The sequence below is a fragment of the Pseudomonas zanjanensis genome, from assembly GCF_014268745.2.
GTDB lineage: Bacteria > Pseudomonadota > Gammaproteobacteria > Pseudomonadales > Pseudomonadaceae > Aquipseudomonas > Aquipseudomonas zanjanensis.
Window position 1 is genome coordinate 417,326 of the sequence record NZ_JABWRB020000001.1, and the last position, 25,048, is coordinate 442,373.

The following is a 25,048-nucleotide window of genomic DNA, read 5'->3' on the forward strand; positions in this document are numbered from 1 at the left end:
AACCCCCTGTGGGAGCGGGCTTGCTCGCGAAAGCGGTGTGCCAGCCGACTGAATAGCTGACTGACACACCGCTTTCGCGAGCAAGCCCGCTCCCACGATATGCAGTCCGTCAGGTTATCAGCGCTTATCCCTCACCTACCGACGTACCGGGCTACCTTTAATGCGTCAACCCCTCACGCATTCCCAAAGGAGCCCTTCCCATGGCCGCCAAGAAAATCCTGATGCTGGTCGGCGATTACGTCGAAGATTATGAAGTCATGGTGCCGTTCCAGGCCTTGCAGATGATCGGCCACACCGTGCACGCCGTGTGCCCGGACAAAACCGCGGGCCAAACGGTGCGCACGGCGATCCACGATTTCGAAGGCGACCAGACCTACAGTGAAAAACCGGGGCACTTGTTCGCCCTCAACCATGACTTCGCCAACGTCCAGGCCGCAGACTACGACGCGCTGCTGGTACCGGGTGGGCGTGCGCCGGAGTACCTGCGCCTGAACGAAGCCGTCCTGCAACTGGTGCGTGATTTCGATCTGGCGGGCAAGCCGATTGCCGCGGTGTGCCACGGTGCGCAATTGCTGGCGGCGGCGGGCATCCTCGAAGGGCGTGAATGCAGCGCCTACCCGGCGTGCGCCCCGGAAGTACGGCTGGCGGGCGGGACCTATATGGACATTCCCGTGACCCAAGGCCATGTCCAGGGCAACCTGGCGACCGCACCGGCCTGGCCTGCGCACCCGAACTGGCTGGCGGGATTCCTGACCTTGCTGGGCACGGCCATCACTTTGTAGTAATGGACTGGCGGGACAAGCGCAGCGGGTCTTTACTCTCGGGGCATGCCCTCATTGCCTGGAGAACAATCATGTCCGGATGGTACGAAGTCAGCAAAAGCAGCAGTGGCCAGTTTCGGTTTGTGCTCAAGGCGGCCAACGCCGAGACAATCCTGACCAGCGAGTTGTACACCACCCGCAGCGGCGCCGACGGCGGCATCGCTTCGGTGCAGAAAAACAGCCCATTGGCCGAACGCTATGAGCTCAAGACCACCAAGGACGGCCATCCGTACTTCAACCTCAAGGCCGGCAACCACGAAGTGATTGGCAGCAGTGAGGCGTATTCATCGGATGCAGCCCGGGACAAAGGCATCGCCAGCGTCAAGGCCAATGGACCGACGACAGTCATCAAGGACAAGACCGTGGCTGCGCTCTGAACCCATCCCTATGGGAGCGAGCCTGCTGTAACGAGTGGGCTTTTGTGGCGAGGGAGCTTGCTCCCGCTGGACCGCGAAGCGGTCCCCATCGGTTCCAAGACCAGGCAGCAGGCTCACAAAATGACGACTGCTGCGCAGCCGAGCGGGAGCAAGCTCCCTCGCCACAGTCATGCGCTGACCTGGCATTGAGTTTCCAGGTCATGTAGTCCGAGGCTAAACCTCCACCGGCACCGACAATTTCGGATCGCCCAACGGATGGCTCTTGGCATCGAAGAAGCGCAATTGTACGTCCAGCCCCTCGAACACCTTGGCGTAATGCCGCTTCTGATGCTGGATGAACGCCTGGCTTCGCGGATAGATCGAAACCGCCACGGTTTTCGGGGCGGCCAGGCGCAGGGCATGGACAATGTGCCGGTCCTGCTCGCCGAGGGCATGGCCGAACAGGCACAGATTATCGCCATGCTGCAGCAACTGGTCGTAGCAGAACGACAGGTAATCGCTGCTGCGGATGGTCTTGAGCTTGTCGGTGCTGGGACCTTCATTGACGAACAGCGGCACGTCGTCGAGGGTCTTGATCGTGTTGTTGATGGCGAAACTGCCCAGCAAGGTGCCTTCGGTGGACGTGAGTTTGCGCGCCGTGCCGTCCTGGTTGCGCACCAGGTGCAGGCCGCCGTGGAGATACAGTAGGCGTGGTTTGTCCGCGCCCGCCTGGCTCAGGTCGAAACTGTGGTCATCGCCACAGAACAGATCGCTGAGGGTCTCGGCCCCATGCTGGATCGCCCAGTAATTGAGCAAGTCGTAATTGGTGGTGAACACCGTGCGGTAGCGGCTCAGTTCCTGATTGATCGTCGCCAGGGTCGATGGCTGCACCAACCGCCACGGGATATGCACCGCATGCACGGTGTTGATCAGCGCTTCCTTGATTGCGTAGTAGCGGTTACGCGGGGCGGCGGAACTGACGGCCAGGGCCTTGTTGACCCGGCTGGTGGTTTTCAGCGCGCCGAGCACCTGTTCGAAGCTGCGCGTCTGCATCGCGTCGAACACGCTCAGTTCCGACGGGCTCAAGGGTTTTTCCTCAACGGTGCGGGCATTTTCGAACAGCGAGTCATAGCCGAAATCGTCCCACACCGCACGGCTGGCGCCATTGCCCAGCAGCAGGCCGCTGAAGGCAGTGTCGGCGCGCAAGGCCTCCCAGTCTTCGAGCCGGGTGTCGTATTCCTGGAAATCGGTCATCGCAAGGATCATCTCAAAACGTGGCAAAGGCAGGCCGCGACTTTATCACGACCCAGTCTTGAGCCAGATCAAGATACGTCGTGACTACTCGGTCAATCCTGTACGCCCCTGCCGATTCGGCCTCTTCCAGGAGCGTGTGCCATGAGCAGCACTTTTTTCATCCCCGCCGTGAACATCATGGGTCTGGGTTGCCTCGACGAGGCCATGACCGCCATTCGCAACTACGGCTTTCGCAAGGCGCTGATCGTCACCGACGCAGGGCTGGCCAAGGCCGGCGTCGCCACCAAGGTGGCCGAGTTGTTGGCGCTGCAGGACGTCGACTCGGTGATTTTCGACGGTGCCAAGCCTAACCCGAGCATTGCCAATGTCGAGCTCGGGCTGGGCTTGCTCAAGGAAAGCCAGTGCGATTTCGTCGTGTCCCTGGGCGGCGGTTCACCCCACGACTGCGCCAAGGGCATCGCCCTGTGCGCCACCAACGGCGGACAGATCCGTGACTATGAAGGGGTGGACCGTTCGAGCAAGCCGCAACTGCCGCTGATCGCCATCAACACCACGGCGGGCACCGCCAGCGAGATGACCCGTTTCTGCATCATCACCGACGAGACCCGCCATGTGAAAATGGCGATTGTCGATCGCAACGTGACCCCGCTGATGTCGGTGAATGACCCAGCGTTGATGGTGGCGATGCCCAAGGGCCTGACGGCCGCCACTGGCATGGATGCGCTGACCCATGCGATCGAGGCTTATGTCTCCACCGCCGCCACGCCGATAACCGATGCCTGCGCCCTGAAGGCCATTACCCTGATCAGCAACAACCTGCGCCTGGCCGTGCGCGACGGCACCGATCTGGCGGCGCGGGAAAACATGGCCTATGCGCAATTTCTCGCGGGGATGGCGTTCAACAATGCGTCGTTGGGTTTCGTGCACGCGATGGCGCATCAACTGGGTGGTTTTTACGACTTGCCTCACGGCGTGTGCAATGCCGTGCTGTTGCCCCATGTACAGAGTTTCAACGCCTCGGTGTGCGCCGCTCGCCTGACCGATGTGGCCCATGCCATGGGCGCCGATACACGGGGTTTCAGCCCGGAAGAGGGGGCCCGGAACGCCATTGCGGCGATCCGCAGCCTGGCCCAGGACGTGGACATTCCGGCCGGCTTGCGTGATTTGGGCGTGCGCCTCAACGACGTTCCGGTGCTGGCCGCCAACGCCTTGAAAGACGCGTGTGGCCTGACCAACCCACGGGCGGCGGACCAGCGGCAGATCGAGGAGATTTTCCGCAGCGCGTTCTAGGCTTTGTATGAAAAGTCGCCGAGCGGCGATCAGGCAAGGCGAAAACAGGCGAGGAACGGCCGGGGTCGCGCTCGACTTGACGGTTGTCAATGAGCATTCCGAGCCTGTTTTCAACGCAGCATGATCGTCGCGCAGGCACTTTTCGTACAAAGCCTAAGCGACCCGGGGTGGCACGAACCTCACACAGAGCATCGCCGCCGCCCCCAGCAGTGCGCACAACGCCGCCAGCGGCCAGGCTTGCTGGCTCAACAGCAGGCTGGCCATGGCGCCGATCACCGACGCCATCAATTGATGCAGGAACCCGCTCAATGCCATGGCATAAGCGCCGGCCACCGGTGAGCCTTCATTGGCCAGGGACAGGCTGATGGGGTAGATCAACGACTGGCCGAACACCGCGAAGCAGTACGGCAGCCAGAAGAGCAACGCGATGCCGCTCAGGGTGAGGCTGCCTGCCAGCATGGTCATGCTGCCGCCGAGCACCAGCGCGATGCCCCAGCCCATCATTCGCCGTTGACCGGTGCGCAGCACAAAGGCGTTCACCGCCAGTGCCCCGAGCAGGTACGCGGCACTGATCGGCCAGCCCAGCAAGCCATATTCAATGGCCGACCAGTGGAAGCTCTCCTGCAGGATCAGCGGCGCGGTGGTATTGAACGCGACGATCACGCCGTAACCCAGCCCACCGGCCAAGGCCGGCAGCAGGAACGCCCGTTGCCGGAATATCTGCCCGTAGATGCCCCACGCCGATTGCCCGTTGCTGGCCTGTATCAGCACCGGGAAACGGGCCCTGGACACCGCCGCTGCCATGGCCAGGCTGACGGCGCCCAATCCCTGGAAAATCGCCTCCCAGCCGAAAGCCGCTTGGATCAGCGAGCCCAGGTACTGGCCAATACCGAGGGCAATCACAAAGGCGATCGATATCCAGGACAGGGCCTTGGCCAGCAGGTCACCGCTGAAGCTGTCACGAATCAGGACCCGCGCCATCACCGAGATACCGCTGGCGCCGATGCCCTGGATCAACCGGAGCATCAGGAACGCCTCGATTGTCGTGCCCAGCGGCAAGGCCAGGTTGCCCAGGCCGTACAACCCCAAAGCCGCCAGCAAGACCGGCTTGCGCCCCAGGCGCTGGCTCAGGCTGCCCCACAACAACATGGGCAGCGCCATGCCGATCAGGTACACCGACAGGCCCCAGGACACCCGGGATGCATCGGCACCGATATCCCGGGCGATATCCGGCAGGGCCGGCAAATAGATGCTCATGCCCAGTTGTGCCAGGAAGACGGTGGTGCAAGTGACGATCAGGGTTGTACGGTTCTTCATCAAGCGTCCTGTCTCAGGGGCGGAGGTCACGCCCGTGGGTCAGCAGCAGTTCGGTGATCTTTTCGCAAAAGGAGCGAATCACGTCAGGCTCCATGTCGGCGCGCAGGGTAATGCGAATGGCGGCCTTGCCTTGCGGCACCACGGGAAAAAACACCGCTGAGGTGAAATACCCCAGTTCGGCCAATTCGACCGCCAGGCTGTTGGCCAGGGATGCTTCACCGCAAGGCACCATACGGATCGCCATGGGAGTGCCGCGCTGTCCGGTCCGCACGAGGCTGTCGAAGAGGCGGATATTAGCCTGCAAACGCGCCTGCAAGGCGCTGAATTCCAGACTGCGGTGCAGGCGGATCGAAGCCATGCCGGCACCGATGGCCGCTGCGTTCAGGCTCTGGGACCAATTGCTCGGTCCACCGTAACGCTGCACCAGCGCCTTGTGCCGTTCACTGCCAAACATGACCAGCCCGCCACTGGCGCCGAATGACTTGGCCAGCGAGGCGACGACCAGGGTGCGCTCGTCCACCGCCGGGATACGCGAGCGGACCAGGCCGGCGCCGGATTCCCCGACCGCAGACAGGGCGTGGGAATCGTCCAGGTAAAGAAACAAGCCATAGCGCTGCTTGAGGTACATCAGGCTGTCCAGGTCCGCCATCCCGCCCATGCTGTAGGCGCCGTCGGCTACATACGCCACCTCGCGCTGGCGTTTGCACACGTCCTCGATGAAATCCATGTCGTTGTGCGGGCAGGTGATGACCTGGGTTTCGTCGGCGCAGGCGGCCTTGCTGTGGTTCATCGAATAATGGGCCTGTTTGTCGAACACCATGACGGGCGCACGATTTTGCGTGAATGCACCGCTGGCCAGTAGCGGCAGGATCCCGGCGCTCGCCGCACTGCAAGACAGGGCGCTGAGACAACTGGCGCCAAACAGCTCCGACAACTGGGTTTCGTACTGGTCCAAGATCGCCAGCTTGCAGCGATTCCTTGAATTGGCGACCCGCAGGGTCCCGGCCTCCCACAGGGCGGTCATGGCACCGTCCAGCAACGCAGGGTGATAGTCCAGGCCCAGGTAGGATGTCGTGCAGAAGTGATGAAAAGCCCGGCCGTATTGGTCGACCAGCACGTTGGGTGTATTGACCTCGACATTCAGCCCTGAGATTTTCCCGGCTTCGGTGCTTTGCCAATCCTGGTCTGCGAGGGAAATGAGTTTGCGGTAGTTGGTGAAGTAATGAGGTGATTGAGCCGTCTGGTTCATGGTGCGTTTACATTCCTTGGTGAGTGGTGCTGTCCGTGAGGTGTTTCGATTGCGGCGTGTTTCCAGACTTTACAGATTGTTGTGCAGGGCTTTGAATCGGCTGTTTCCGGCGTGCTTGAGTGTCACTGGAGATTTCTGCGTAGGACTTTGCCTAGGACCTTGGACGGGGAATCCATCAATAGTGTCGGAGCTTCGGAGCACCGTGGATTTGCCCCAAGCCCGCTGGGTTATCACTCTTTTCGGAAGGTAGCTTGCTGATGCTCTCAGGTCTCAATCATCTGACCCTTGCGGTCACCGATCTGGATCGCAGTGTGGCTTTTTATGGCGAGCTCTTGCAGCTGTGTCTTGAGGCCAAATGGAACAGCGGGGCGTATTTGTCGCTGCCGGGGTTGTGGTTGTGCCTGTCTCTCGACCCGTTACGCGGGCCCGAGCCGGCGGCGGACTACACCCATTACGCGTTCAGCATCAGCGCCGGCCATCTCCCGCTGCTGGTGGCGCGGCTGAACGCGGCCCAGGTGTCGTCTTGGCGAGACAACCGCAGCGAGGGGGATTCGTTCTACTTTCTCGACCCTGACGGGCACAAGCTGGAGGTCCATGTGGGTGACCTCGCGTCGCGGCTAAAGGCTTGTCGGCAGGCACCGTATGCCGGCATGGTGTTTTTTACAGAGCTGTGATGGGGCTGTGTCGAGTCGCGTGGCTGATCTACTGGGCGTTTCGTCCACTACGGTTGATTGCCTGCGCTATCCTCACCGGTATTGGGTACGTCGGTCACGCACTGACCATCACCCGCTTCGTTCACCGCTGCATTACCCGGATGACCTCCAGCCCCATGGACACTTCAAGTTCCGCGCCGCTGGCCAGCTACATCGATCTTCTGCTGGACGCCGTGTGTGCCGTCGACGGCCAAGGGCGTTTCGTGTTTGTCAGTGCCGCCTGCGAGCGTATTTTCGGCTACACCCCGCAGGAGCTGATCGGCCAGCCGATGATCGATCTGGTACACCCCGCCGACCGCCAGCGGACCCTCGAGGCGGCGCGGGAAATCATGGGGGGCGAGCCCAAGCTCAATTTCGAGAACCGCTACCTGCGCAAGGACGGACGGGTGGTGCACATCCTGTGGTCGGCGCGCTGGTCGCCGGTGGACCAACTGCGCATTGCCGTGGCCCGGGACATCACTGAACGCAAGCAGGCCGAGTCCCGGCAAGCGGCGTTGTATGCGATTTCCGAAGCGGCCCATGCCGCAGCTGACTTGCTGGCGCTGTTCAAGCGCATCCACCTGATTATTGGCGAGTGGCTGCCGGCGCTGAATTTCTCGGTGGCGCTGTATGACGAACAATGCTCACAGTTGAATTTCCCGTATCACGTCGATGACCGGGAAGGGCAACCCGAATTGCCGGGCACGGTCACCGGGCGTTTGTGCGCCGAGGTGATTCGCAGTGGCCAGCCGATCCTCCTGACGCCTGGTGGCAGCGCGTTGCCAGCGGGGTTCGACGATTTGGTGGCGCAACCGGACGCGCCATGCTGGCTGGGCGTGCCGCTGAACGCCCAGAGCGGCACGATTGGCGCGCTGATCGTCAAGAGTGCGCCGGACAACGAACGCTACACCGAACAGGACAAGGAGCTGCTGCAATACGTTTGCGCACAAATCACCGTCGCCATCGAGCGCAAGCAGTTGCACGCACGGTTGCAGCACATGGCTCAGTACGATCAGTTGACCCAGGTGCCCAACCGCGAATTGCTCCGTGAACGGTTCAAGTGCGCAGTGGCGGCCGCTCGTGCTGCGTCCGGGCGCATGGCCTTGTTGTATATCGACCTGGATCGTTTCAAGCAGGTCAACGACACCTATGGCCACGGCGTGGGTGACATGCTGCTGCAAGCGGTGGCCAGTCGCCTGAAGGGCTGTATCCGCGACACCGACACCGTGGCGCGTATTGGTGGAGATGAATTCGTGGTCCTGCTGCACAGCATCCAGGCCTTGGAGGATGCCCATCGCGTGCGGGACAAAATCCATCATGCACTGGCCCAGCCGCTGCGTCTGGACGGGCATTGCTTGAGCATCGAACCGAGCATCGGCGTGGCCTGCTTTCCCGACCATGGCACTGAAGACATCGCACTGTTCCGCCACGCCGACGAGGCGATGTATGCCGCCAAACGCCACAATCACCGGGCGTTCGGCATCTGAAAACGCGTCACCGTTCGTCGTGGCGCCCGCAGCTTTCTCAAACCTTCAGCCCGCATCCCATTCGAATATAGGGCAGGGCCCGCGCGCCCGGCATTCACGAATACGGAGGGCTGAACCATGCCTGGTTCAAGCAGTATTTATCCGACAAACAGTGCCCATGATCGAACGAAGGTGTCCGAAGCAGGTCGCAAAAGTGGGAGAACCACCATCACGGCCGTCGATCGAAACCCGCCGAAAGCCGAAATTGGCCGAAAGCCGGGTCGGACGTCTCGCTGAATATTCAGGGTTGGTTCTGATTCAAGGTGGATAACCCACCAGAACTTTTATCAGAGGAGGGCGCGATCATGAGCCGTATGGCCAGTTTATTTCGCACCACCAGTCTCGTCGTGCTGATGGGCCTGGGTGCCAACAGTGCCTGGGCCCAATCGCCTGTCGAATTCATCAACGATGCTTCCGCCAAAGGCATGGCCGACATCGAGACCAGTCGCATGGCCCACGGAAAAGCCGAATCCAGGGAGGTCAAGGACTACACCATCATGGTGATCAACGATCGCACCACCGCCAATCAACATCTGGCGAAGATTGCCAAGAAACTCGACTTGCCCGTCGCCCCCCGGGAGGAAGTGGCCGACAAGGCCAAGGCCTTGATGCCGCAGGTCAAGGATGGCGAGTCGTTCGAAGCCGCGTATGCCGCCAGCCAGGTCAAGGCCACCGAGGAGGCCATCGCGCAGATCCAGCAGGAAGCCCAGACCACCGAAGTGCCGGAAATAAAGGCTTTCGCCGACGAAACCCTGCCCAAGTTGCAGACCCATCTCGAAATGGCCAGGGCGCTGCAGGCCAGCCGTTGACCTGCCGCATCTGGTTTTACATTCAGGACCGGGGCGTCAGCGTCCCGGCAGATTTTGCCCGCCGAAAAGGAGAACCTCGATGTCCACACGCCGAGAACCCAACCAATACGCGATGCAGAACCCACTGACCCAATATCCGCGCCCGGAATTTCCCGACCAACCGCAATCGCCGCCTGGCATCGATCAGGACATGCTGCCGCAACCCGATCATGGCGAAAAAAGTTACCAAGGTTTCGGCCGCCTGGAGGGGCGCAAGGCGCTGGTCACTGGTGGCGACTCGGGGATTGGTCGCGCCGCGGCGATCGCCTACGCCCGAGAAGGTGCCGATGTGGCGATCAACTACCTACCCAGCGAAGAGCGCGACGCCCGGCAAGTTATCGAGTTGATCGAAGCCGAGGGCCGCAAGGCGATTGCGATTCCTGGCGACCTCAAGGACGAAGCGTTCTGTGTGCAAATGGTCAAGATGGCGCAACAACAGCTCGACGGGCTGGATATCCTGGTAAACGTTGCCGGTAAGCAGGAAGCGCAAAAAGACATTGCCGACATCACCACCGCGCAGTTTGACGACACCATGAAGACCAACATCTATGCGATGTTCTGGATCTGCAAGGCAGCGGTGCCGCTGATGCCGGCAGGGGCGACCATTATCAATACCGCCTCGATCCAATCCTACGACCCGTCCGCGACCTTGCTAGATTACGCCACCACCAAAGCGGCCATCGTAGCGTTTACCAAGGCGCTGGCTGGGCAGGTCATCGGCAAGGGCATCCGGGTCAATGCCGTGGCACCGGGGCCGATCTGGACCGTGCTGCAACCGAGCGGCGGTCAACCTCGGGAAAAGATTCCCACCTTTGGCTCCCAGGTACCCATGAAGCGCCCGGGCCAACCGGCCGAGTGCGCGCCGCTCTATGTCCTGCTGGGATCGCAGGAGTCGAGCTACATCACCGGGGAAGTATTTGGCGTGACGGGCGGTAACCCGTTGCCTTGATGCCTGACAAATGCGCGAGTGGTTGACGCCACTCGCGCATAGGCATCAGCACTGGTTCAGGTCGATCTTGTTCTTTTGTTCCACGCCATCAAGGCCCTTGGCTTCGTCCTTGCCCATGTCTTGATAGCGCTTGCGCAGCGCTTCAAGTTGCTTGAGGTCCAGCGACTCGAGGCCGAGCATTGCGTTCTGTGCGTCCTTGGACGCCCGCAGCAATTCATCCACTTTCAAATGCAGGATGTCCGTATCGCGGTTCTGGGTGTTCTGGATCAGGAACACCATCAGGAACGTGATGATGGTGGTCGAGGTGTTGATGATGAGTTGCCAGGTGTCGTTGAAGCCGAAGAAAGGTCCGCTGGCGGCCCAGATCGACAACAACACGATGGCGCCTAGAAAGGTTTTGGGGCTCCCCGCCCAAAGGGATAGTTTTTGCGCGATTTTTGCGAACGTCATTGCCGTGTTTCCTTATGGGATGCACCTGTCTGGTGTGACAGCAACGAGTCGGCGAAAATTCTACTTACATTTCAATCGCAAACATCCGTCGACGTTCATCGTCCGGCACGAAGACAGTCGCAACCATTGCCACGCTCGCAGGTCACTCCTTAAAGCCCCAGCATCGGAGTCCATCATGAATTTCGCCCGCACTTTTTGCCTCGCCTGCTGCTTGTTCGCCCTGCACGGCTGCTTCGACAACTCGGATAACGAGACCAAGGACAATACCGACGGCACCAAGTCTTCGGTGCAGATGCAGGAGTCCAAGTCAGAGAATAAATAGCCCTGGCATGGCTATGTAAAAACTGTGGGAGCGAGCTTGCTCGCGATGGCTGTGTGTCAGGCACCCAGGATATTGCTGACCCGACGCCATCGCGAGCAAGCTCGCTCCCACAGATTTGTGTGTCGTCAATGGTTGTTCACCGGCCTTGCTGCAACACCTTCAGCGCTGCCGACGCCAGGAAGCCGGAGCGGCTCTTTTCTTCAGGATGGTGCAACACATATTCATCGATACGATTGAGCAGGTAGCCGGGCAGCGTGATGTTGAGTTTCTGCGCCTTGCCCAGGTATTTGGTCACATCGATGTCCACCAGTGCCCAGGTGCAACCGGCATATTGTGGATTGGCGGCGTGCAAGGTGACGGTGTTGGCCGGTGGAATCGGCGAGCCGTCTTCAGCCAGAATTTCAAAGTGCCCCTCGATGGCCTCCCGTGCCATTGCCATAGCCTCGTCCAGATCATCGCCTGCGGAAAAACACCCCGGAATATCCGGCACTTCAACACCCCAGGCGTGCTTGTCATCGCCCATGGAAATCGCAATCGGATAAAGCATATTCATCGTCCTCCGGGAACGTCGCGCAACGGGCCGGCTGAAGCAGCGCCTGTTGCAAAATACTGATGGCCGTTTTCTTGAGCAGGTCCTTCTTCGGATGAGGAACCGTGACCAACCCCGGTTTGGTCGGGTGCTTGAAGTGATGGTGACTGCCTCGAACCCGAACCAGATACCAACCGTCTGCAATGATCTGGCTTATCAAAAATCGGCTATTCACAACACCTCCGTGTGGTGTGCTTGGTAGGTACTATACCTACTGAAAATGAATGATCAACACTATAACCACCGAAGGTGATCTCGGTAGGCGCACGCAGTCGCTGCAACAAAGTCTAGAAGCGGCGGCGCGCAAGGGCGGCGGAGGGGAGGGCGGGTTTATTTCGGGATGTGAAACCGGGCGAAAATGCTTGTGTGTGGCGAGGGAGCTTGCTCCCGTTGGGGCAAGCAGCCTGGATCTTTAGCCGCTGCCGGAGAGTGCGAAAAACCGGCAGGCCACTTTGGACTAATGCCATTGAGTAAATAAACGAAACCTGTGGGAGCGAGCTTGCTCGCGATGGCGGCGGCACAGTCAACATCATCGCAAGCTGACCCGACGCATTCGTCTGCGAAGCAGCCCCGGATATCGGCTCAGTTTGCCTGGCGCTCACTCGCGAGCCCGATCAGTTTATCCACCGGAACTATGACTGCTGCACAAACGTCAGCCGCACCGCAAACCCAATCAAAAGACTCCCAAACAACCACTGCTGTACGCGCTGGGCCGAGGGCGAGCGATGAAGCCAGCGGCCGAGTGCCACGCCGGCCAACGCGTAGGCGCAGTCGAACAGCAGGCCGACGCCGACCAGCACCACGCCCAGGATCGCGAACTGCCCCAGCACCGGCCCGGCCTGTGGATCGATGAATTGCGGTAACAACACCGAGCAAAACAGCAAGGCCTTGGGATTGAGCAGGTTCGTCAGCAGCCCGCGTCGAATGGCCTCGTAGTAATGCCGTTTTCCAACCTCGACAGTGGCGCCTTCAAAGTTCGGCAGCAACGTGGTCCGCAGGCATTGAAAGCCAATCCATAACAGGTAGGCAGCACCCGCCAGGCGCACGACATCGAACGTCCATGGCGCGGTCTTGAACAAGGCCGAAAGCCCCAGTGCCGCCAACGCAACATGACATCCACGAGCAACTCCCAGGCCCACCGCCGTCGCGAGCGCCGCGCCCCTGCCCTGACGGGCACCAGTTTGCAGCAGCAGGATCATGTCCGGCCCGGGCAACAGATACGCCACCGTCAACGCCATCAAAAACAACCCGAGCTCTGCCATGCCACACCCCTTTGATCAACGATTCGCAAGTGCCAAGTCTATGGCTGACGGGCAGGGCAGGTGGTTGCGAAGACAGCTTCTAAAGCGTCTGAAATTGGCATAACCTGCCAAGCATCTGCGTCATCCAATCGGAAAATGCCAACTCATGAAACTGGACGCCTTCGACCGCAAAATCCTCGTCGCACTGCAACGCGACGGGCGCCTGAGCAACGTGCAACTGGCTGAAGAAATCGGTCTGTCCCCGTCACCCTGCCTGCGCCGCGTGCGGATGCTCGAAGAGGCAGGGGTAATTCGCGGTTACCAAGCCGTCCTGGACCGCGACGAAGTGGGCCTCGGGCTGACGATCTTCGTCGGCGTCAAGGTCGAACGGCACAACGACGAGCGAGCCGAAGCATTTCGCCAGGCAGTGACGGCATTGCCCGAAGTGATCTCGGCGTTCCTGGTATCGGGCGAATCGGATTTTCTATTGCAAGTCGTGGTGCCGGACCTGCGGGCTTATGACCGTTTTGTCACGGGGCAGTTGTTGAAATTGCCCGGGATCAGCGATATCCGGAGTAACTTTGCGATTAATACGGTGAAGACGCCGGGGGCGTTGCCGTTGGGGCATTTGCCTGGGGCTGAATAGTTTTTACGATGGGGATTTATCCACGTCCTAATGACATTCGCTGTTTGAAGGCGTCGGAATTGAATGGGCGAGGGGGGCCGCTGGACTCACCGTCTTCAAGGGCCGAGCGGATATCCTTCAGTTCTGCATTACGTTCCTGAGCACGCTGATTGGCAACGGTGATGGTTTTTCGAACGCTTCCCATGCTTGAGCCTCTAGGGAGGTCGGTATTGCTAAGCCCCACTGCGAAAGAAGCAGGGCTTAGCGCTGTCTGTCGGATGGGGTTCCCTATGTCCCCATTCTCAGGACTTACTGTCGATCTACTGTGCCTCGGATTTTTTCTTGGACTCAGCCGCTGGTCTTGGCGTAATGACTTTCACAACGTCATCAATCACCGCCTTGCTCATCTCCAACAAAAAGTGCGCAGCCCAGGCGTATCGGTCGGTGCTCTTTTCAAACGCCGCGTCTTCGGCAAGCCGGTGAGCGAGATGCAAAAGATCCGACGCCCGTTCCAATGCCTCTTGGATGGGGACGCCGCCGTTGACACGGAACAGTGCTCGATCAGCGGAATAGTTGAAGGGGGTGTAGCCGATGGTTTTTAACTCAGTGTTTTCGTTCATGGCCTGCCTCCGAAGAACGGAAGGTCGTTGGCCCGAAGCTGAGGCTTGGTTCGGTAAGCGTGTAGATAGGATGGAATTACGTTTCGCATAGTTTCACTCCTTGACTTGGGAAACCGCCGCCATCCTTTCCTAGATTCGGGTGGCGACCGTACGTGGGCTAGGAACCGGGAATCAAGGCACCCGGCACACCCGAGGGTGTCCCACGCACAGTCGCCATAAAACATCATCGCAAACACAAAAAGCGCCTGCAATTTTATGGGCGCTGTGCGCCTTGAATTCAACGGGTTCCTAGGCCCGATCGCTGAATTTGCAGCGACATCTGGAGAGTAGCCATCGAAGGGCAAGGGCAACAAGGCGAAAACTCGCCGAAAAGCAAAGTAAGCGCACCCCCTACGCAATTCTCGGATTTTGCCTACAAATCTCCCAGGGAGCCCTACGATATTGTCGGTTGTGCTGATTTCCCAACTCCATGATCAGGTCCAGCTCGTTGAGCCGCTGATAGAAGGTGAAAATTGATGTGTGCAGATAGGGTCAGGAAAACCAGCGCATTGACTGAGTTTTTTACCAACACTTGCGCCGAGACCAGGCGAGAAATTTTGATGGGCATCATTAACAAGGCTAACGCCTCTCAGCGTGCTGTTGTGCAGAAAGCAGAGGCTATCAAAGCCACACAGACAGCTGCTCAGCCTGAAGTCTCGCCGTAAACCAATTCAAATGCGAAATGAGCGCGACGAGATGTTCACTCAAGGTTGGTTTGAATCATTGTGGCGAGGGCGCTTCTTCCTGCTGGGCTGGGCTGCATCTCGTGAGCGCTTCGCACTCAAGCGCGAGAAAGCGCCTTCGTCACGGACTCATTTATTCGATGAAATATCAAAGCGGCATGTAGTCGTCGCTCTGTTTCGTCACCAGCCTTTTTCCTCAGTCTTCCAGCGTTCAGGGAAGCCCATTCGCTGGAAATGTGCGGCGCCATATCTTTCTTCCATCGAAACTAATCTTTTTTTGAAGGTGCCGTTGAACTCAATCGCATTCAATAAGATGTGGATTACTGTAAGTGAGGCATACACCGTCTTATTGTTCGCGAATTTAATGTTTTTGAGTTTTAGATTGGTTGGGGAGACACCGATTTTAACGTCAATGAATCGATCATGATGGGCAGCCATGTTGCGTAAGACTGTCAAAGTGTGCAACCAGCTTTCAAACACTTCTACTTGTGTGATGCCAAATTTTGACGAAATGACCTTTCTGTCTGTTGGGTCGCGTAGCATTGCGAAAATCTTTGACCAAGTGCCTAGCGTCACGCATTCGCTCATAGCCCAGCTCGGCGGAAGATAGGGATCCTCATAATTATCATAGTAAGCTTTTATGTAGGTTCGAGACGCTGCTCGGTCAACTTCACTTTCAATTTTTGACAGCATTTGTCCAATGCCATTTTTGCCCCTTGGTGCGAAAATTTCTGTTTTGAGATACCAGTGCGGAGAGTATTTGAGGCTCAGTAAATTACAAATGACGGTGCGTACTGCGACCTCAAGCCTTTCCACGGATTCCATGATAATTGCACGGATCTCTCGGTCACATTCATAGCGCTGGCAAACATGTTCGAAAGTTGTATTCGGTAGGAAGTTTTTGGTGGTGCTGTCTTGCAACTGATACCAATATCCCTTCAATCGAAAATGACCGACATACGCGATATATTTTAAGGCGGTGTTGTCATCATTGATGATCAGACCTTGCGTCTTAAGCTTGGCAAGCAGTGCCTGGGGAGTAAAAGCCGTTTTTGCGAAAGGGGTTTTTGTGACGGGAGCCTTCTTGGCCATACTCAAACTCCGGGCAAAAAAAACTCGCCTTTTGCACGCCTGCAATGAAGCAGGACCCTACCCGTTGAGTAGGACGTGTGGCGAGTGTGTTGCGTTTAGGCTATTCGTCTTTGACCGTGCCGTCAACCACTTGGGGAGGTTGAGGTCGCCAGCGCGCTAGCAAGCTTTGGGTACGTTTTCTCGCCAGTCATCAAAACTGTCATCAGTTTGATGAAACCAGGCTCCAGCACCGCTGAGGCCTTGAAAATAGTGGAGCGGGTGAAGGGAATCGAACCCTCGTTATCAGCTTGGGAAGCTGGAGTAATGCCATTATACGACACCCGCTCAGAGCGGCTGACTTTGTACCAGATGTGGGCACGGATTTGAAGTTTTTCTTCGCATCGTGTGCGACCAGTCGTCTACGCGAGCCTCAAACCAGAGCGGTCGTTGGCGGGCAAGCCCCTGTGCTGAAGGGGGGAAGGGGCTTGCTCGCCAGGACTCGGTTTCAGATGGCCAGTGCATGGTAGCCCTGCACGTAGCTGTAGCGCGGTCGGCTTTCGTGGGGTTCCGGTGTGAGGAAACCCATCAGGGCGTTGCGGCTGTCGCGGCAGGCGGCCTTGTGTTCCATGTCCAGGAAGTGCCCGGTGGCTTGCAGCGTGCTGAAAGTGCTGTGCTCGACGTGGTTGGCGAACAGCCTGGCGTCGTCGGCCGAGGTGTATTCATCCCATTCGCCGTTCAGGAATAGCACCGGCACGTTGATTTTCTTGGCCGCGTTGATATAGCACTGTTGGTCGCTGTGGAGCACGTCGGTGATGTGGAAGTGCATCTGCCCGTACTCGTGCTCGGCCAGGCTGCTGACATGGCGATAGTTGAAGCGCTTGAACAGCGGCGGCAGATGCTTGCCGATGGTGCTGTTGACCAAGTGGCCGACACGGTCTCCGTCCAGGCTGCCCAGGTAGTCCACACCACGCTCCAGGTAGTCGCGCATCGGCGCATTGAGCACCGGCGAGAACGAGCTGATCACCGCTTTTTCGATGCGCCGTGGCCGTTGGGCCAGGGCGCTCAGGGTGGCGGCGCCGCCCCAGGAAAACGACAGCACGTGCTCGGCGGCGAAGTGGTCGATCAGTTCCAGGAGGATCTGCCCTTCGATCTCCTTCGTCAGCATTTTCTCGTGCCGATTGTGGGCCTTGGACTTGCCCGCGTAGGGCTGGTCGTACAGCACGACGTTGAATTGCGGGTAGAGGTTTTTGGCGGTCTGTGCAAACGACGCGGTGGTGGCCATTGAGCCGTTGACCAGGATGATGGTCTTTTGTGCGGCGTCTGCGCGATAGAACTCCGTGTAAACCCGATACTGACCCTGTATATCCAGCACAGCGATTTCTGGCCTCATGTCATAAGACTCCTGGCAAGCGGGTATGCGCGCAATGAGATTGCACGGGCAATGTGACAGGTAGGCATACGCCTGGAAGATAAGGCCCATGTCGATCCATGAAAGCCGGTCGACGGGTATTGTTATGGCGGGCAGTTTGCCGGGCGGATAAGGCGGAACCTGAGGGTTCCCGCCGGCAAAAAGTTTCTTAGAGGTATGAGGTGACTCATCGGTCACATTTCGGCCGACGGTTTGATTCAAGCAGGGGGGCGACCGTTGCGCAAGTCCCTATCGGAAAATTGTTCGACACTTCTGCCCAGCGGTAGCGGGCTCAGATGAGCTGGACTTCTTCAGGGCGCAAGGCCCGGTATTGGCCAGGCGCTAAATGAGCGTCCAACACCAGCGGGCCCATGCGCTCGCGGTGGAGGCGCAGCACCTTGTTGTTGAAGTGGCCGAACATGCGTTTGACCTGGTGGTAACGTCCTTCCACGATGCTCAAGCGCGCCGACTTTTCCCCCAGCAGTGTCAGTTCTGCCGGCTGGGTGGTGAGGTCTTCGAAGGCGAAGTACATGCCTCGGGCGAAGGTGTCGGCGTATTCGGCGGTGATGGTTTGCTCGGTTTCGACGTAGTAGACCTTGGGCAGTTTGGTCTGCGGTTGGGTCAGGCGTCGGGACCAGGTTCCATCATTGGTGATCAGCATCAGCCCGGTGGTGTTGAAATCCAGGCGCCCGGCGATATGCAGATCGTCCTTGTCCGGTTCGTCCAGCCAGTCGAGCACGGTAGGGTGTTGCGGATCGCGCGTGGCGCTGACACAGCCGGGCGGCTTGTGCAGCATGAAGTAGCGCGCGGGGCGGCCGGCTTGCAGCACGTCGTCATCGACTTCGACGCGACTGAACTCACGGACCGGGGCATGGGGATCGCTGACGGTCTGGCCGTCGATTCGCACTCGGCGTTCCACCAGCAACAGGCGCACTTGTTGGCGATTGAATCGCGGCAGATTGCTGAGGAAACGGTCGACGCGCATGGGCAGTTCAGGCAGGGCAGCGGAGGGCGGGCATCTTACGCGATTGGCCGGGGCTTGGCGCGCAACTGGATGTCGACCCGCGCGCAATGCGGGCACAGGCAGGACTGATCCCGCAGTTCGGCCGGCAATGCTTCGAGCACGGCCGGGTCGATGCTTACGCTGTAGCACCAGCAGGGCCGGTCGGCGGTTCGAGGGTCGGCCAGGGTGCAGTCGTTGGTGCTGCCGCAGGCCGGGCAAAGGTCGGGTTTATTCATAACTGGAGTGAGGCATTTCCACGCAGGTTCGGTTGCACCCGGTCTGCCGGGCGCGTTGCAGCGCATGATCGGTCCGCGACAGCAGGCTGTGCAAGGTGTCTTCGTCCTGCAGGGTGGTGAGCCCGAGGCTGACGGTGACCTGCAATTGTTTTCCACTGCAGAAATAACGCTGTTTTTCGATGTGCTGACGAATTTTCTCAGCGATTCTCAGACCGGTCGGTCCATCGGTGTCCTTGAGTAGGACGACAAAGGCGTCGGCGCTCCAACGACACACGATGTCCGAATGCCGCAGGCTCTCGGTCAGGTTGCGGGCGAAGCCGGTCAGCAGTTGATCGGTGGCGATATGACCGTGGGTGGTGTCCAGCCGCTTGAAGTCGTCCAGCTCCACCAGCAGCGCCGTCAAGGGCCTGGGCTCGCGCTGGGCTTCGTGCAGGGCTTGCACGGCCAGCAGGTCGAAGCCACGGCGGTTAGGCAATTCGGTCAGGCCGTCTAGGGTGGCCTGGGCATCGATGCGCTGTTGGTAGCTGTTGATTAGCCGATAGAGGATGGCCAGGACAGCCAGTGTCACGAGCAGGCCGATCAGCAGGTTCACATACAGGGTCTTGAGAATGTGCTCGCGTACCGAGACATGGGCCGCGTAATAGCCCAGCAATGCAATGATCAGGAAACCTGTACCGAGCAGCGCGACCACGGCAAGCAGCGGCTTGCGCTGGGAATACAACGACGAACGGAGCGACATGGCGATTCCCTTGGCGCAGACCCAATGAAGTCAGTTTAGTGGCCTTGTGGGAAAAGACATTCGGATTTTCAGGTTTGTAGGACGGTGATGAGGAACAAGTGCCCTCACCACCGGTTCAGCCTTATTCCAGGCTACGCAGATAAGCCCGCCATCCTCCCAGGTGACTGATGTCCCGCGCGCCTTCCAGGCCATACGGCTCGCAGATGAATCCGCTTTCCCAGCGGCCATCGGCCAGTTGCACCTTGCCCAGCCCCAACGGTGCGGGAATACCCGTCAGGAACGAGCCCAGTTCACTGCTCGGCAGTTCCCAGACCTCGACCTCGATCGCCACGCCGCCTTCCCTGACCCGAACCATGCCGGGACGCAAGGGTGGGTCGCCGGCCAAGGCGTGGAGACGGTAATCCGCTGAGCTTTGGGTGGCCTCGATCAGTCGGGCACTGCGTTGCTTGAGCTGCCAGTTCAGCGCCAACCCGTCCAGGTGGGCGCCGCACACGACCAGCCGCGCCCGGTCGTGGCGCGCCGGGTTGGCGGGCGCTGGCAAGGCTTTGTCCTGTTGCCGTTGCAAGGCATCGGCCACGCTCAAGAGGTATTGATCGGTGAAGGCTCGACCGAACAGCGTCACGCCCCAGGGCAAGCCGTTGCTCATGAAAGCACTGGGAACGGCGACGGCGGCGTAGTCCAGCAGGTTCATGAAATTGGTGTAGTACCCCAGCTCCGAGTTGCGCAGCACCGGTTCGGCGGCCAGTTCGGCGAGGGTCACCGGACGACCGATGGTCGGGGTGAGGACGCAATCGAGCGTGTCCATGGCCCGGTCGCATAGGGCTTTTAGCGCTTGCAAACGGTAGCGGGCACGGAAGGTTTGTACGCCATCCACCGTAGGCGCTTTCGCCAGCACCGCACGGATGACCGGCAGTACGGCCTCCGGCTCGCGTTCCATCAATGGCCCGGCAACGCTGTAGCGTTCGGCCACCCAGGGGCCTTCATACAGCAACCGTGCGGCCTCCAGGAACGGTGATAAGTCCAGTTCCACGGCTTCGCCGCCCAGTTGTTCGAGTCGCTCGATGGCTTCCTGGAACAATTGCGGACCTTCATGACAGCCGAAAAACGCCAAGTCCTGTTGGCGCGGCACGCCGAAACGAAAGCGCCGGGGCACGCCGAATGCGATGCCATCGTTCCACTGCGGGTTGCGGCGGCTGTAGTCGTCACGAGGGTCTGGCCGGGCCGTCAGCGCCAAGAGCTGGCTGGCTTCCTTTGCTGTCGCCGTGAAGGCCGTGACGCAGTCCAGCGTGCGACAGGCCGGGACCACGCCCGCCGTGGAGATCAACCCCAGGGTGGCTTTCAATCCCACCAGATTGTTCAGCGCCGCGGGTACCCGACCGGAGCCGGCGGTATCGGTGCCCAGGGCAAAACTCGCCACGCCCAAGGCCACGGCCAAGGACGAGCCGGCGCTCGACCCACCGGCCGGGAAGTCGGGCAACACGCTGTTGCGGCAGGCGCCGTAGGGCGAGCGGGTGCCATTGAGCCCGGTGGCGAATTGGTCGAGGTTGGTCTTGCCCAGGGGGATCGCGCCCAGTGCCAGCAACTGCTCGACAATGGTCGCCGAGCGTGGCGGTACGTAGGCAAATGCCGGACAGGCTGCGGTGGTTGGAATGCCGGCCAGGTCGATGTTGTCCTTGATGGCAAACGGCACGCCGTACAGCGGCAGGCTCTCCAGGTCGCGGCTTTCCAATGCGGTCAGGTAGGGTTCCAGTTCTTCGGCCGTCAGCAGGTGGATGAATAGGTGATAGTCCGGGTTCAGCGCCGCGGCCTTTTCCCGCAGGCCCAACAGCAATTGGCGTGGCGTCAGTTCGCCGCTGCGGTAGGTGTTGCGCAGGTCGTCCAAGCGAAGAGAGAGGTTCATCGTGTTAATCCTTTGATTGAGTTCAGTCACGGTCCAGTACCACGACGCGCTGTCCGGCGCGCACCGCCGAGCCAGGCTGCACGCGCACCTCGCGCACCACGCCGGCGGAAGGCGCAAGCAGCGGGATTTCCATTTTCATCGACTCCAGAATGACCAGCACATCACCGACGGCGACCCGCGTGCCAACGTCGACCTGCACCTGCCAGAGGTTGCCGGCGATGTGGCTGTCGACACTCAGTTGACCGTCGCTCAACTGCGAATCTTCGCTTGGCGCGATGGTCGGTTCTTCGCTGTCGAAATGCGCCTGGCCACTGGCGATCCAACGCTCGCGCTCGGCGTCGAAGGCGCCTTGTTGCTGTTGTCGGAACGCGGCGATGCTGTCGGCTTCCTGCACCAGGAAACGCTGGTAGTCGGCAAGGTTGAGCTGGCTGTGCTCGATCTCCAGGTCGAAGCGGCCCAGCGGGAATTCGCGGCGGATGTGCAGCAGTTCGTCGGCACTGACCGGGTAGAAGCGGATCTGGTCGAAGAATCGCAGCAACCAGGGCTTGCCGTCGAAGGCAGCGACCTCCCGATACCGATTCCACATCTGCAACGTGCGCCCGACGAACTGATAGCCGCCAGGCCCTTCCATGCCATATACGCACATATAGGCGCCGCCGATGCCCACCGAGTTTTCCGCGGTCCAGGTCCGGGCCGGGTTGTATTTGGTGGTCACCAGTCGGTGGCGTGGGTCGAGCGGCGTGGCGACCGGCGCACCGAGGTAGACGTCCCCCAGGCCCATCACCAGGTAGCTGGCATCGAACACCGTGCGTTGCACCTCGTCGAGATTGGGCAGGTCGTTGATGCGTCGAATGAACTCCAGGTTGCTCGGGCACCAGGGCGCGTCCTTGCGCACCGTGGTCATGTATTTTTCAATGGCCAGCTGACAGGCCGGATCATCCCAGGACAGCGGCAGGTGGACGATGCGCGAGGGCACTTGCAGGTCCTGCGCGGCGCACACCGCGTCCCATTCACCGACGACGATGCTCAGCAGCTCGGCCAGGGGCATTTGCTCGGGTTGGTAGTGCACTTGCAGCGAGCGAATGCCTGGCGTCAGGTCGATCACGCCGTGCAGTTGTTTGTGTTCCAAGGCCTGCATCAAGGCGTGGGCGCGGAAGCGCAGGACCAGGTCCAGTTCGGCGGCGCCGATTTCCAGCAGCAGATGGGTGTCGCCAGATAACCTTGCCACCAGACGCGTATCGTCCTGGCCAATATCCAACACCACAGGCGACACCATCCCCTGTGGGAGCGGGCTTGCTCGCGAAAGCAATGGCACAGTCAACATTGATGTATCTGACAGACCGTTTTCGCGAGCAAGCCCGCTCCCACATTGATCCCATTTCAAGGCGAGAGATCGGGCGGTGGAGATATCTACCGGCACAAACCGCACCTTGTCCCCTGCCTTGAGCTGCCCCAACTGCCAGAGGTCCGCTTCGATCACCGTCACCGGGCAGACAAAACCGCCCAGGCTCGGACCGTCGGGGCCGAGGATGACGGGCATGTCGCCAGTGAAGTCCACGGCACCGATGGCGTAGGGGTTGTCATGGATATTGGACGGATGCAGCCCAGCCTCGCCCCCGTCGGCGCGGACCCATTCGGGTTTCGGCCCGATCAGTCGCACGCCGGTGCGGCTGGAGTTGAAGTGCACTTCCCAGGCGGTGTCGAAGAATGTCTGGATGTAGCGCTCGGTGAAATATTCGGGCGCGCCGTGGGGACCGTAGATCACGCGGATCTGCCGCACGCTCGGCAACTCCAGGACCGGTGCGCGCGTTGGCGCCAGCGTCGAGTGCTTGTCCAGCGGCGCCAGGTGCAGCACGTCACCGGTGCACAGCGCGCGTCCGCCATGGCCGCCGAACTGACCGAGGGTAAAGGTGCTTTTACTGCCCAGGTAATCCGGTACTTGCACGCCGCCTTGCAGGCACAGATAGCTGCGCGCCCCGGCACCCGCGATGTTGCCAATCGCAAGGGTAGAGCCGGCAGCAATCGACAACGGAGTGTTCATCGGCACGGCTTCACCGTCGAGCGTGAGGCCGATCACCGCACCGGTCACCGCCACCCGGGTAGCGCAGTTGAAACGCAGCAGCGGCCCGTTCATGGTGATTTCCAATGCCGCCGCACCGTCCTCGTTGCCGAGCAGGCGATTGCCCAGGCGCAGCGAGCGGCTGTCCATCGGTCCCGACGGCGGCACCCCCACCGCCCAATAACCGAGACGGCCGGGATAGTCCTGGACGCTGGTCTGGGTGCCGGGGCTGAGCACTTCCACGGTGTTGGCGCGGTAGACCAATGCCTCCAGACAGCGGGTCCAGGGTTGGCCGCTGGCAAACGGCGGGTCGAGGAGAATCTGTTGCAGGTAATGGCGGTTGGTTTCGACGCCGTACAACACGCTTTCGTCCAGCGCTTGGTGCAAGCCCAGGCGCGCCTGCTCGCGGGTCGGCGCCCAGCGAATGACCTTGGCGATCATCGGGTCGAAGTAGGGCGGGACCTGGCAACCGGCCTCGACCCAGGTGTCGATGCGCAACTGTTTGCCGTCGGCCTCCGGGAATTTCACGGCGGTCAGCAGCCCCGGACTTGGCTGGAAATCCCGGCCTGGGTCCTCGGCATACAAGCGTGCCTGGATCGCGTGACCCTCGGCTTTCAATCCCTGGCGCAACTCGCTCAGCGGCGGCAGATCACCGGCCGCCAGTTGCACCATCCAGCGCACCAGGTCCACGTCCCAAACCTGCTCGGTGACGCCGTGCTCGACTTGCAGGCGGGTGTTCACTTCCAGGAAATAGAAGCGCCCCGCGTCGCTGTCGAGCACGAACTCCACAGTGCCGGCGCTGCGGTAGTTCACGGCCTGGGCCAGCTGGATCGCCGCCGTGCAGAGTGCCTCGGCCATGCCCTCGGGCAGGTTCGGCGCCGGGGTTTCCTCGAGGACTTTCTGGTTGCGCCGTTGTACCGAGCAGTCGCGCACGCCCAGGGCGATCACTTGGCCCTGGCCGTCGCCGAACACCTGCACTTCCAGGTGCCGCGCGCGTTCGATGTACTTTTCGATGAACACCCCGGCGTCGCTGAAGTTGTTCTGGCCCAGGCGCTTGACCGCTTCGAAGGATTCGCTCAGGTCGGCGGCGCTGCGACACACGCGCATGCCGATGCCGCCGCCGCCCGCGGTACTTTTGAGCATCACCGGATAGCCAACCTGTGTGCCGGCCAACAGCGCGGCGTCGAGGCTGTCGAGCAGTTCGGTGCCTTCGAGCAGCGGCACGCCGTGGCGACGCGCCAGGTCGCGGGCGGTGTGCTTGAGTCCGAACACACGCAGTTGCTCTGGCGTCGGACCGATGAAGGCAATACCGGCAGCTTCGCACGCTTGCGCGAAGGCGGCGTTTTCCGAGAGAAAGCCGTAGCCGGGATGGATCGCGGTCGCGCCACTGCTTTTGGCAATCGCCAAAAGCTTGTCCACCGCCAGGTAAGTACCGGCCGCCGCGCCTTCGCCCAGGCAGTGGGCTTCATCGGCCTGGAGGATATGCAAGCTGGCGGCGTCGGCCTGGGAATACACTGCGACGCCTTCGACCTTCAGCTCACGCAAGGTCCGCAGGATGCGGCAGGCGATGGCGCCACGGTTGGCGATCAGGATTTTTTCGAACATGGCATTGCCCCCTCAGGCATGCGTGCTGCCTGAACTGGGATGCGGGCCGTCCCGCAGTTTTCGATGGCCGCCGGGGTCGTCCCTGGCGACAAACCTCCAAACACCACTGCCCCCCTTGTAGGAGCGAGCCTGCTCGCGATAGCGGTGGTACATCCA

The 25,048-nt window shown here is 60.3% G+C and carries 23 protein-coding genes, 1 tRNA gene and 2 pseudogenes; 9 read left to right on the forward strand and 17 right to left on the reverse strand.

Features of this window, described 5'->3' with window-relative positions; genetic code table 11:
- The first annotated feature begins 200 nt into the window (after nt 1-200).
- The gene (locus HU715_RS01975; protein ID WP_186704510.1) at nt 201-782 is read left to right on the forward strand and encodes a DJ-1/PfpI family protein; all 582 of its coding nucleotides are present in this window, start codon (nt 201-203) and stop codon (nt 780-782) included.
- Nucleotides 783-853: 71 nt separating this feature from the next.
- Entirely contained in the window at nt 854-1,198 is a 345-nt protein-coding gene (locus tag HU715_RS01980) for a YegP family protein (protein WP_186704511.1), read from the forward strand.
- A 213-nt stretch (nt 1,199-1,411) separates the two neighbouring features.
- Here the strand turns inward: HU715_RS01980 and HU715_RS01985 are convergent, their stop codons facing one another.
- Nucleotides 1,412-2,431, reverse strand: a complete 1,020-nt coding sequence (locus HU715_RS01985) for a DUF4917 family protein (protein ID WP_186704512.1) — start codon at nt 2,429-2,431, stop codon at nt 1,412-1,414.
- A 141-nt stretch (nt 2,432-2,572) separates the two neighbouring features.
- Between HU715_RS01985 and yiaY the strand changes: the two genes are divergently transcribed.
- Nucleotides 2,573-3,721: an L-threonine dehydrogenase gene (gene yiaY, locus HU715_RS01990; RefSeq protein WP_186704513.1), complete on the forward strand. Its 1,149-nt coding sequence runs from the start codon at nt 2,573-2,575 to the stop codon at nt 3,719-3,721.
- Between the two features lie 153 nt (nt 3,722-3,874).
- Here yiaY and HU715_RS01995 read toward each other — a convergent pair whose 3' ends face one another.
- Both HU715_RS01995 and HU715_RS02000 read right to left on the reverse strand, forming a co-directional pair.
- Nucleotides 3,875-5,038 carry an MFS transporter gene (locus tag HU715_RS01995; protein WP_186704514.1) on the reverse strand — a complete coding sequence of 388 codons (1,164 nt, stop codon included), beginning with the start codon at nt 5,036-5,038 and terminating at the stop codon, nt 3,875-3,877.
- Between the two features lie 13 nt (nt 5,039-5,051).
- Nucleotides 5,052-6,287, reverse strand: a complete 1,236-nt coding sequence (locus HU715_RS02000) for an aminotransferase class I/II-fold pyridoxal phosphate-dependent enzyme (RefSeq protein WP_186704515.1) — start codon at nt 6,285-6,287, stop codon at nt 5,052-5,054.
- A gap of 257 nt (nt 6,288-6,544) precedes the next feature.
- On the opposite strand from HU715_RS02000, the gene fos reads away from it, so the two are divergent.
- From fos to HU715_RS02020, 4 genes are all read left to right on the forward strand, one after another.
- Nucleotides 6,545-6,961, forward strand: coding sequence for a fosfomycin resistance glutathione transferase (fos, locus tag HU715_RS02005; protein ID WP_186704516.1), 417 nt, complete (start codon nt 6,545-6,547; stop codon nt 6,959-6,961).
- A gap of 155 nt (nt 6,962-7,116) precedes the next feature.
- Nucleotides 7,117-8,466, forward strand: coding sequence for a sensor domain-containing protein (locus tag HU715_RS02010; RefSeq protein ID WP_186704743.1), 1,350 nt, complete (start codon nt 7,117-7,119; stop codon nt 8,464-8,466).
- 344 nt (nt 8,467-8,810) lie between these two features.
- Entirely contained in the window at nt 8,811-9,314 is a 504-nt protein-coding gene (locus tag HU715_RS02015; RefSeq protein ID WP_186704517.1) for a DUF4142 domain-containing protein, read from the forward strand.
- 79 nt (nt 9,315-9,393) lie between these two features.
- Entirely contained in the window at nt 9,394-10,302 is a 909-nt protein-coding gene (locus HU715_RS02020) for an SDR family oxidoreductase (RefSeq protein ID WP_186704518.1), read from the forward strand.
- 45 nt (nt 10,303-10,347) lie between these two features.
- On the opposite strand, the gene HU715_RS02025 is transcribed toward HU715_RS02020, so the two are convergent.
- Nucleotides 10,348-10,752 carry a low affinity iron permease family protein gene (locus HU715_RS02025; RefSeq protein ID WP_186704519.1) on the reverse strand — a complete coding sequence of 135 codons (405 nt, stop codon included), beginning with the start codon at nt 10,750-10,752 and terminating at the stop codon, nt 10,348-10,350.
- Between the two features lie 175 nt (nt 10,753-10,927).
- On the opposite strand from HU715_RS02025, the gene HU715_RS02030 reads away from it, so the two are divergent.
- The gene (locus HU715_RS02030; RefSeq protein WP_186704520.1) at nt 10,928-11,074 is read left to right on the forward strand and encodes a hypothetical protein; all 147 of its coding nucleotides are present in this window, start codon (nt 10,928-10,930) and stop codon (nt 11,072-11,074) included.
- A 136-nt stretch (nt 11,075-11,210) separates the two neighbouring features.
- Here the strand turns inward: HU715_RS02030 and HU715_RS02035 are convergent, their stop codons facing one another.
- From HU715_RS02035 to HU715_RS02045, 3 genes and pseudogenes are all read right to left on the reverse strand, one after another.
- A complete protein-coding gene (locus HU715_RS02035; RefSeq protein ID WP_053119286.1) occupies nt 11,211-11,621 on the reverse strand; it encodes a type II toxin-antitoxin system HicB family antitoxin in 411 nt (136 codons plus the stop codon).
- 40 nt (nt 11,622-11,661) lie between these two features.
- Nucleotides 11,662-11,838, reverse strand: a pseudogene (locus HU715_RS27220) (type II toxin-antitoxin system HicA family toxin); the annotation flags it as partial.
- 457 nt (nt 11,839-12,295) lie between these two features.
- A complete protein-coding gene (locus tag HU715_RS02045) occupies nt 12,296-12,925 on the reverse strand; it encodes a LysE family translocator (protein ID WP_186704522.1) in 630 nt (209 codons plus the stop codon).
- A 145-nt stretch (nt 12,926-13,070) separates the two neighbouring features.
- On the opposite strand from HU715_RS02045, the gene HU715_RS02050 reads away from it, so the two are divergent.
- Nucleotides 13,071-13,550 (forward strand): Lrp/AsnC family transcriptional regulator, encoded by a 480-nt coding sequence (locus HU715_RS02050; RefSeq protein ID WP_186704523.1) that lies wholly within the window; start codon nt 13,071-13,073, stop codon nt 13,548-13,550.
- Between the two features lie 16 nt (nt 13,551-13,566).
- On the opposite strand, the gene HU715_RS02055 is transcribed toward HU715_RS02050, so the two are convergent.
- The 10 genes and pseudogenes from HU715_RS02055 to uca form a co-directional block, all read right to left on the reverse strand.
- The gene (locus HU715_RS02055; RefSeq protein WP_186704524.1) at nt 13,567-13,734 is read right to left on the reverse strand and encodes a type II toxin-antitoxin system ParD family antitoxin; all 168 of its coding nucleotides are present in this window, start codon (nt 13,732-13,734) and stop codon (nt 13,567-13,569) included.
- A gap of 115 nt (nt 13,735-13,849) precedes the next feature.
- Nucleotides 13,850-14,149: a DUF3077 domain-containing protein gene (locus HU715_RS02060; protein WP_014337003.1), complete on the reverse strand. Its 300-nt coding sequence runs from the start codon at nt 14,147-14,149 to the stop codon at nt 13,850-13,852.
- A gap of 902 nt (nt 14,150-15,051) precedes the next feature.
- Nucleotides 15,052-15,963: an Abi family protein gene (locus HU715_RS02065; RefSeq protein WP_186704525.1), complete on the reverse strand. Its 912-nt coding sequence runs from the start codon at nt 15,961-15,963 to the stop codon at nt 15,052-15,054.
- A 250-nt stretch (nt 15,964-16,213) separates the two neighbouring features.
- Nucleotides 16,214-16,287 (reverse strand) — tRNA-Gly (locus HU715_RS02070).
- 160 nt (nt 16,288-16,447) lie between these two features.
- The gene (locus HU715_RS02075; protein ID WP_186704526.1) at nt 16,448-17,332 is read right to left on the reverse strand and encodes an alpha/beta fold hydrolase; all 885 of its coding nucleotides are present in this window, start codon (nt 17,330-17,332) and stop codon (nt 16,448-16,450) included.
- A 310-nt stretch (nt 17,333-17,642) separates the two neighbouring features.
- Nucleotides 17,643-18,335: a pseudouridine synthase gene (locus HU715_RS02080; RefSeq protein ID WP_186704527.1), complete on the reverse strand. Its 693-nt coding sequence runs from the start codon at nt 18,333-18,335 to the stop codon at nt 17,643-17,645.
- 35 nt (nt 18,336-18,370) lie between these two features.
- Nucleotides 18,371-18,589 (reverse strand): cysteine-rich CWC family protein, encoded by a 219-nt coding sequence (locus tag HU715_RS02085; protein ID WP_186704528.1) that lies wholly within the window; start codon nt 18,587-18,589, stop codon nt 18,371-18,373.
- Nucleotides 18,582-19,199, reverse strand: a pseudogene (locus tag HU715_RS02090) (GGDEF domain-containing protein); the annotation flags it as partial. The gene HU715_RS02085 and the pseudogene HU715_RS02090, both read right to left, overlap by 8 nt.
- 250 nt (nt 19,200-19,449) lie before the next feature.
- Nucleotides 19,450-21,228, reverse strand: coding sequence for an allophanate hydrolase (atzF, locus tag HU715_RS02095; RefSeq protein ID WP_186704530.1), 1,779 nt, complete (start codon nt 21,226-21,228; stop codon nt 19,450-19,452).
- 22 nt (nt 21,229-21,250) lie between these two features.
- Nucleotides 21,251-24,892 carry an urea carboxylase gene (gene uca, locus HU715_RS02100; RefSeq protein ID WP_186704531.1) on the reverse strand — a complete coding sequence of 1,214 codons (3,642 nt, stop codon included), beginning with the start codon at nt 24,890-24,892 and terminating at the stop codon, nt 21,251-21,253.
- Between the last annotated feature and the right edge of the window lie 156 nt (nt 24,893-25,048).